General features: G+C 54.1%; 4 protein-coding genes. 1 reads left to right on the forward strand and 3 read right to left on the reverse strand.

The features are described 5' to 3' along the window. Positions 1 to 41: 41 nt before the first annotated feature. Positions 42 to 3107 carry an S-layer homology domain-containing protein gene (locus BN3911_RS02680; protein WP_147578496.1) on the forward strand — a complete coding sequence of 1022 codons (3066 nt, stop codon included), beginning with the start codon at positions 42 to 44 and terminating at the stop codon, positions 3105 to 3107. Positions 3108 to 3122: 15 nt separating this feature from the next. Here BN3911_RS02680 and BN3911_RS02685 read toward each other — a convergent pair whose 3' ends face one another. The 3 genes from BN3911_RS02685 to BN3911_RS16930 all read right to left on the reverse strand — a co-directional run. Beyond that, complete coding sequence (locus tag BN3911_RS02685) at positions 3123 to 3542, reverse strand: glycosyl hydrolase family 18 protein (RefSeq protein ID WP_066861021.1); 420 nt, start codon at positions 3540 to 3542, stop codon at positions 3123 to 3125. A gap of 152 nt (positions 3543 to 3694) precedes the next feature. Beyond that, positions 3695 to 5356: a recombinase family protein gene (locus tag BN3911_RS02690; protein WP_066861024.1), complete on the reverse strand. Its 1662-nt coding sequence runs from the start codon at positions 5354 to 5356 to the stop codon at positions 3695 to 3697. A 425-nt stretch (positions 5357 to 5781) separates the two neighbouring features. Continuing rightward, positions 5782 to 7158, reverse strand: a 1377-nt coding sequence (locus tag BN3911_RS16930) for an S-layer homology domain-containing protein (RefSeq protein WP_147578497.1), incomplete at its 5' end; no start/stop codon positions are given.

Below are 7158 nucleotides of genomic sequence, written 5' to 3' on the forward strand. Positions count from 1 at the left end.
ATTATACTATATGATAATTTGTTAAGAAGGAGAGGATTGTGGTGAAAAAGCTGGTAAGCCTGTTGCTGTCCCTGCTTCTGCTGGGAACCTCCTGTTTTGCAGCGGCTGCAGACAGAAGGAGCGCGCCCTGGTATGGGGAGGCTTTGGAACATGCTGTGGAGAATGGCTTGCTGATGGGGGACGAGGAAGGCCTTTCTCCGGAAAAGAACCTGACAAGGGCGCAGCTGGCCGCTATTTTGGGCCGCGCCTTTTCTGCGCAGCAGGGGGCCGATCTGAGCAGCTTTGCTGACGTTTCAGAAAATGCCTGGTACTATGAAGATATGGCGAAGGCGGTGCGGATGGGAATTTTCCAGGGGGATGGGAACCGGCTGCTGCCGGATTCCCCAGCCACCCGGGAAGAGGTGTTCGCCGTGCTTGCCCGCTGCTTTCAGCTCCGCCCCCAGGATGGGGATGTACTGACCCGCTTTGCGGACGGGGAAAAGGTATCCTTCTGGGCACGAGAGGCGGCGCAGGCCCTTGTTTCCTGCGGGTATATCCAGGGCTCCGGAAACAGCATAGAACCCCAGAAGTCTATTACCAGGGCGGAATTTGCCCAGGTGATGGACCGCATGGTACAGAATTACTGTTCTGCCGGAGGAATTTACTCTGAATTTCCCAAGGGGAACGTTGTGATCAACCAGCCCGGGATTTCCCTGCAGGGCGCGGTGATTGAAGGGGACTTGATTCTGGCGGACGGCGTAGGGGAGAACGATATTGACCTGAGCGGCGTCACGGTGACCGGCCGCATTTTGGTACGGGGCGGGAATCTGACGGCGAGAGAGGGAACCGCGGTTCCGGTTGTACAGGTGGCGAATCCCAACGGCAGCACCCGCATTGCGTCGGACGGCAGCACAGAGGTAAAGACCCTGGCGGTGGAATCCCCTGTGGTGCTCTCGGGGAAAGCGGGGACGGTGGAAGCCCGCGGCCCGCTGACCATCGAAGCCGGCGCTTCTGTGGAAGAGTTGGTTTTGAGCAGCAGTGCTGCTCAGGCGGAGATCCACGGTGCCGTGGATCATCTCGTCACGTCAGCCGAAGCCGAAGGCGTGGAAATTATTGTGCCGGCAGGGGGCTCTGTAGCGGAGGCCGTGGTGGAAGCGCCCGGGGTGAAAATTGCCGGAGAGGGCAGTCTGGGAAAGGTGACCGCCAACGCGGACGGCCTGCATGTGGAAACCCCCAACACACAGCTGGTGGTGGGTGAAACGGCGGCCGGCGTGACTGTGGGCGAAGAGAAGGTGGAGCCGGGCAGTTCCGTCACCACCAATTCCACCGGAACCGGCGTACAGGAGACGCCGCCGGCGCCGCCCGCCCCGTCCCGGGTATCTGTGACAGGAATTGAGGTGGAACCGAAGACACTGCTGCTTAAGATCCAGAAAACAGCCGGGCTGACGGCTAAAATCCAGCCAGCGAATGCCACGGAGCAGGGTGTTGTCTGGTCTTCCGACGATGAGGACGTCGCCGTTGTGGACGATCAGGGACAGGTGACGGGGCTTTCCGCCGGTAGCGCCGTGATCACGGCGGCCAGCAAAGAAGGGAATTTTACTGCTGAATGCACGGTAACTGTGGAAGGTGCAAAAAACTGGTATGTAAATGGGGTAGACGGCTCCGATGAAAATGACGGACTGACAGATGATAAAGCGCTTAAATCAGTTAAAAATGCCGTGGAAAAGGCAGAAGACGGTGATATTATTGTTATTTGCGGCCCGGTCAGCCTTGGAGAGGAAGAAATTGTTACTGATATTGACAAGGGATTGACCTTTACGGGAAAAACAGCAGAGAAGGATTACAACAATACGGCGCAATTGACACTTGCAGGAAATATTTCGTTGTGTGGTGAAACGGTATTCCAGAATATTCAATTAAAAATTGGGCGTACAATGGATATTTATGCTAACGGGAATACGCTTTTATTTGATTATGGAGTGGATACACAATATCTTACCTATGTCGATGACAAAGGCAACGTACTATCTTATATGCTGTATGTGTATGGTGGGGGCCTGAACTGCGAATGTGAAAGCACGAATGTGACAATGCATAGCGGGAGGATCACTTATCTGTTTGGCGGCGGAAAGGCAACGCAAAAAAATCAAACCGCCAAGGTGAACGGAGATGCCAGCATCACGATTACCGGCGGATATGTAGACGATTCCATTGTGGGCGGCGGGAATGGATACGCCGCAAATACCAATGTGGATGTTGCAGGGAAGTCCATCATTTCGATTAGCGGCCAGGATTTTGATATGGGTTGGTATGATGTCAAGAACAACAAAGAATGCGGCAGCATCTACGGCGGCAGCTGGCCGGACCGGGACTCCTCGGGCAGAATTGAGGGCGGAAGCTGGATCACCATGGAAGACTGTTCGGTGTTTTGCGACGTCTTCGGCGGCGGCCACAGCGATGACAAGAATTCCGACGTCACTGTCAAGGGCGCTACTATCCAGCTGGATCGTACCAAGATCGGGGATTTTGTCTTTGGCGGAGGCATGTCCTTTAACTCCGGAGACACAAATACAATTGACGGAAACGTGACTATCACCATGACTGACTGCGAAGCCGCGGCCGTCATCGGCGGCGGCGCATCCCTGAGTGGTTGCGATATGGAGGTAAACGGTGATGTTTCCATCACGCTGACGCGGTGCAAACTGAGCGAAGCGATAGTCGGCGGAGGCTGTATTTTTGACAGCGAAGGATCTTCCCATGTGAAGGGAAAAATCAGCCTGGATTTTACCGATGTAACTGGACCCGATGGAACGGAAGTCCCGGAAATTCTCTGTTCAGGGATGAATGGAAATACAGATAAGGGAACTGAAAACGCGTCGTCTGACATGGCGGTTCTAAATATTTCCGGAGTTTTGAAAACCCAGAAATTGCTGGCCGGAGAGACAAAGAACGGCTGCACAGTGACTTTGGGCAGTGATGCTTCCCTGCATCTGAAAGAGCCGGAAGATATGAATGATCCCTCCCAGTGGCCCTGGTATGACAGCACGGGGACTGGGGTGGTTAAGAATGTGGATACATTACAGGACGCTTCCTTTATCTGGACAGATGATAGGTGGGTACAGCAGTAGCAAAGGTCAGGTCAGTCACGAAACATTCTTACGGATCTCGTACCGGGCGGCCAGCAGGCCCCAGTTCTGGTTGAAGGGGCGCATCAGGTTCCAATAGCCGCCGCCCAGGAGGGAGTATTCGTCCATCAGCTGGAATTTTGCCTGCATGCTGCGCACATCCTCAAACCACACCACGTGCTTGCGGCCCAGCAGGTCCCAGTATTCAAAGTAAGGGCTTTGGGCTGTTTCATCAAAGCGGATGGACGCCCGGTTTTTGGCGGCGATTTCCACCGCGTACTGGTTGCCGATGGAGGTGGCCCGGGTGACGCCCTTTTCAAAGGGAAGCAGCCAGTCATAGCCGTAATTCGGCAGGCCCATGAGAATTTTCTGCGGAGGGATTTCCGTAACCCCGTAGGCTACCACCTGGCGTACCTTGTCCAGGGGGGCCACCGCCATAGGCGGGCCATAGGTGAAGCCCCATTCATAGGAATGGGGCTTCTTAGCACACTTTTTTCTCAGTTTTCGTTTTTTGTTAGAGAGATGCTGTGCAGAGCAATGTCATATTTGGGAAAAAGATGTCAACCAGCACACAGGTTTGGCTTCTTGGCTTAAATCCTCGATGTTCTTTGCGAAGTCGAGGATTTTTTGCGTTCTGCGGAAAATTTGAAGTAGACGTCAATATGCCTGGAATCTGATACTTCAATATGGTCCAGCAAATGATTGAGCACATCCCTGTCTATGGCCTGAATGCTGCCATGCTTTTTGAAGAAGGCGATAAACTCGTCGTCCTGCTTTCGAGCCTCTTTCCTATCCGCAAGACTTTTCTGCAAACGCTCGATCTGCGCATCCTGCGCTGCTATCTCCGCATTGTATCCGGCCCTAAGCTGCGTGTATTCGTCCTGGTCCAAAATGCCGCGTTCAAGATTGTCATAGAGCCGGAATTTTGCCTCTGTAAGCCGCTTTTTCTCCTGTTCCGCACGGGTCAGGGCCAACAGATATTCATTTTGGGAGCGTCCGCCCGGCGTCTCTTTTCCTGCGGCGTCAATCACTTCCTTCACGTCGACCAACTCCTGAATTTGTCCTTGCACCGCTTGCAAAACGGCCTCCTCCAGCAGAGCCTCTTTGACTGACGGGCATTGGCATTTTTCAGGAGCAAATATCCGCGTCATACAGCGGTAACGCGCATGGCCGTTAGAAACATTGCGGTTCATCCTTCCACCGCAGGACGCGCATTTTACAAGGCCGGACAAGAGATAACTGGCTTGGTTTTCAGGGGCTGTTCTGGTATGCCGGGCAAAGCGGCCATGGACAATCGTAAATATTTCATCCGTGATGATCGGCTCATGGGCGCCCTCTATGACCGTCCATTCGCTTTCATCCGCTGGAACCATCTTTTTGCTTCGATAGGAAACGCTTTTGAACTTGCCCTGAACGAGGTTTCCAATGTATACTTCGTCTTTCAGAATGGAGTTGACGGTTGTGAGCGCCCACACATTCCGTTTGACACCTCCGCTGGAATGGTTGCCGAATCCCTTGCACCCTTTCTCGGTTTTATAGACGGAAGGAGGCATTATTTGCAAGGCATTGAGCTGTTTTACAATCCCGCTTGCGGAAATTCCGTCCGCATACCATCTGAAAATCAATCGTACAATTTCAGCGGCCTCCGGATCGACAACAAGTCTGTGCCGGTCCTCCGGGCTTTTTATGTAGCCATAAGGGGCGTAATTTCCCAAAAATTCCCCACGCTCCCGCTTCATGGCAAAGGTACATTTGATTTTCAAAGAGAGCTGGCGGATATAGTCGTCATTCATGATATTAGAGAATGAGACAATGGCGCTGCAATAACTCTGGGGGTTTTTCAGGCTGTCGATTTGATTTAGTACGGAAATCACACGGATGCCCTTTTGGGGGAAGTAATCCTCCATCAGGCGTCCAAGTTCAGGGTAGTTCCTGCCCAAGCGGGAATTATCCTTAAAGATGACGCAGTTGATTTTACCGGCTTCAATATCCGCAATCATTCTCTGGTAGCCGGGGCGGTCGAAGCTGCCGCCTGCATAACCGTCGTCGGAATAGGCGATAACGGAGGCGATGTTTTCCCCTTGTTCCCGCAGATGTTTTAGATGCTGTTCAATAATTCGCTTTTGATTCTGGATGCTGTCGCTTTCTATTTTGTCCCCATCCTCTTTACTGAGACGCACATAGAGAGCGACGTGCCATGGGATTTTGTAATTTTCGTTTTTCTCCCTCTTGCTGTTCTGCACAAAGGTCATTGGTACCCCTTTCTGCCAAAACCTTCCATCTTTACAAAACAATTGCTCCAAACGATTGCAAACACGGAGGGTACCGTCAAAAATTAGCGTTTTTTGACATGTGCGAAGAAAGTATGGAAATCATGCAGGAAGTTAGGCTCGGACCGTTTTCCGCATAATGAATTGTCACATGGAATTCTTTTGTGTCCGCCCAATTCTTTTGGGATTCTCCCGTTTTCTTGCTTTGCTCCGTAGTCAACACCTCCCGCATAAACATATTGGAATTTTGGCTCAAATATACGCGGCCTGAAGATGCATCCCACGGTGGAATTTGTTTTCTGCTCTTTTCGCAGGTCAGGAGAAAAGAAGAGGTGGGGCGGTAGAAATACCGCCCCACCGGGGAAAACGCCGGTTGTCCTGTCGGCGCTTTTCTTACGTCTGTTCTGTCATTGGACCGCCATAGCGGCAAACCGCTGGAGCATGGCCGCGGTTTCAGCGCGGGTGGCCTGTCCTCTTGGATCGAGGATGCCGCCGCCCTTGCCGTTCAAGATGCCCTGCCCTACGGCCCAGCCCAGGGGTTCCCTGGCATAGGCGGAGGCCTTTCCCGCGTCCGTGAAGCCGGAAAGCTCTCCCTTTGCGCTCACGTCCATGCCCTTGTACTGGGCGTAGCGGTACAGGATGGCCGCCAGCTGCTCCCTGGTCACCGGGTCGCTGGGCCCGAATTTGTTGTTCCCGTATCCCATGGCAATACCGTTTTTGTCCGCCCAGACCACGGCCTCGGTATAGTAGCGCCCCTCCTCCACGTCGGTGAAGTCTCGGACGCCTGCAGCCTCCGGCTGGCCCTCCATGCGCCACAGGATCGTGACGATCATGCCCCGCTGGGTGCTCAGTTCCGGGGAAAACGTGGTGTTTGAGGTGCCCAGCATCCAGTTTTGTTCGTAGGCATGGCGGACAGCGTCATAGAACCAATCGCTTTCCGTAACGTCTGTGAAGGGGTTCCAGGAGGGTTTGAACACCGCGGAAATGCTGTGGTCTTCGGTGACGTTCTCAAAGGTATAGCTTGTCACCGCGCCCACGCTCCTGCCGTCCACCAGCACGTCCCGGAGGGCATAGCCGCTGTGAGGCGTGACGGAGAAGGTCTGGCTGCCGCCCTGGGGCACGCTGACCGCGCCGCTGGGGGAGATGGAGCCGCCGTCCCCCGCCGAGGCGGTGAGGGTATGGGCCGTGGAGCCGCCTCCCGTGGAGATTCTGGTGTAGCCCACGGCGTAGGTGGAGAATTTGCTGGCGTAGATGTGCAGGTAGCCGTTTTCCGTGTCCGCCCAGAACGTGCCGTCCGTCTTTGTGGCCGGTGCGCCTTCCAGCTTGCCCAGAGCTTTTGTTTCCGCCTGGGATTCGGAATTAATGTGGTGGCGGTAGACCGTCACATCTTTTTTGCCTCGGAAGTCGTAGGGGAGCACCAATTCCAGGACTTTATTGTTGGACGAGCCCAAATCTTCCGGTTCTTCGGAACCCTTAATCAAAAGGAGGGATACATCCAGATACAGGAGGGTCTGGCCTTTGGCTTCGCCTTCAATCTCGGTTTTGCCCGCCGGGTTATCTTTCTGTTCCACCGTCAGCTTGACGGTGATGCTCCCGCTTGAGTCCGTCTGACTTTCCGCGACCTCCTCCACGCCGCCTACGACCACGGGAGGCGTGTTCTCCTTGACCTCTACCACGCTGTTTTTCCCTGCCTCCGGGAGCGTGATGTCCTTTTCGTCCGCGTCCCCGGTGAGCGCCACTAGAATGGTCATGGTCAGATCGCTGTGCTCGGCCACCACGTTGTA

It is taken from the genome of Neglectibacter timonensis, assembly GCF_900048895.1.
GTDB lineage: Bacteria > Bacillota > Clostridia > Oscillospirales > Acutalibacteraceae > Acutalibacter > Acutalibacter timonensis.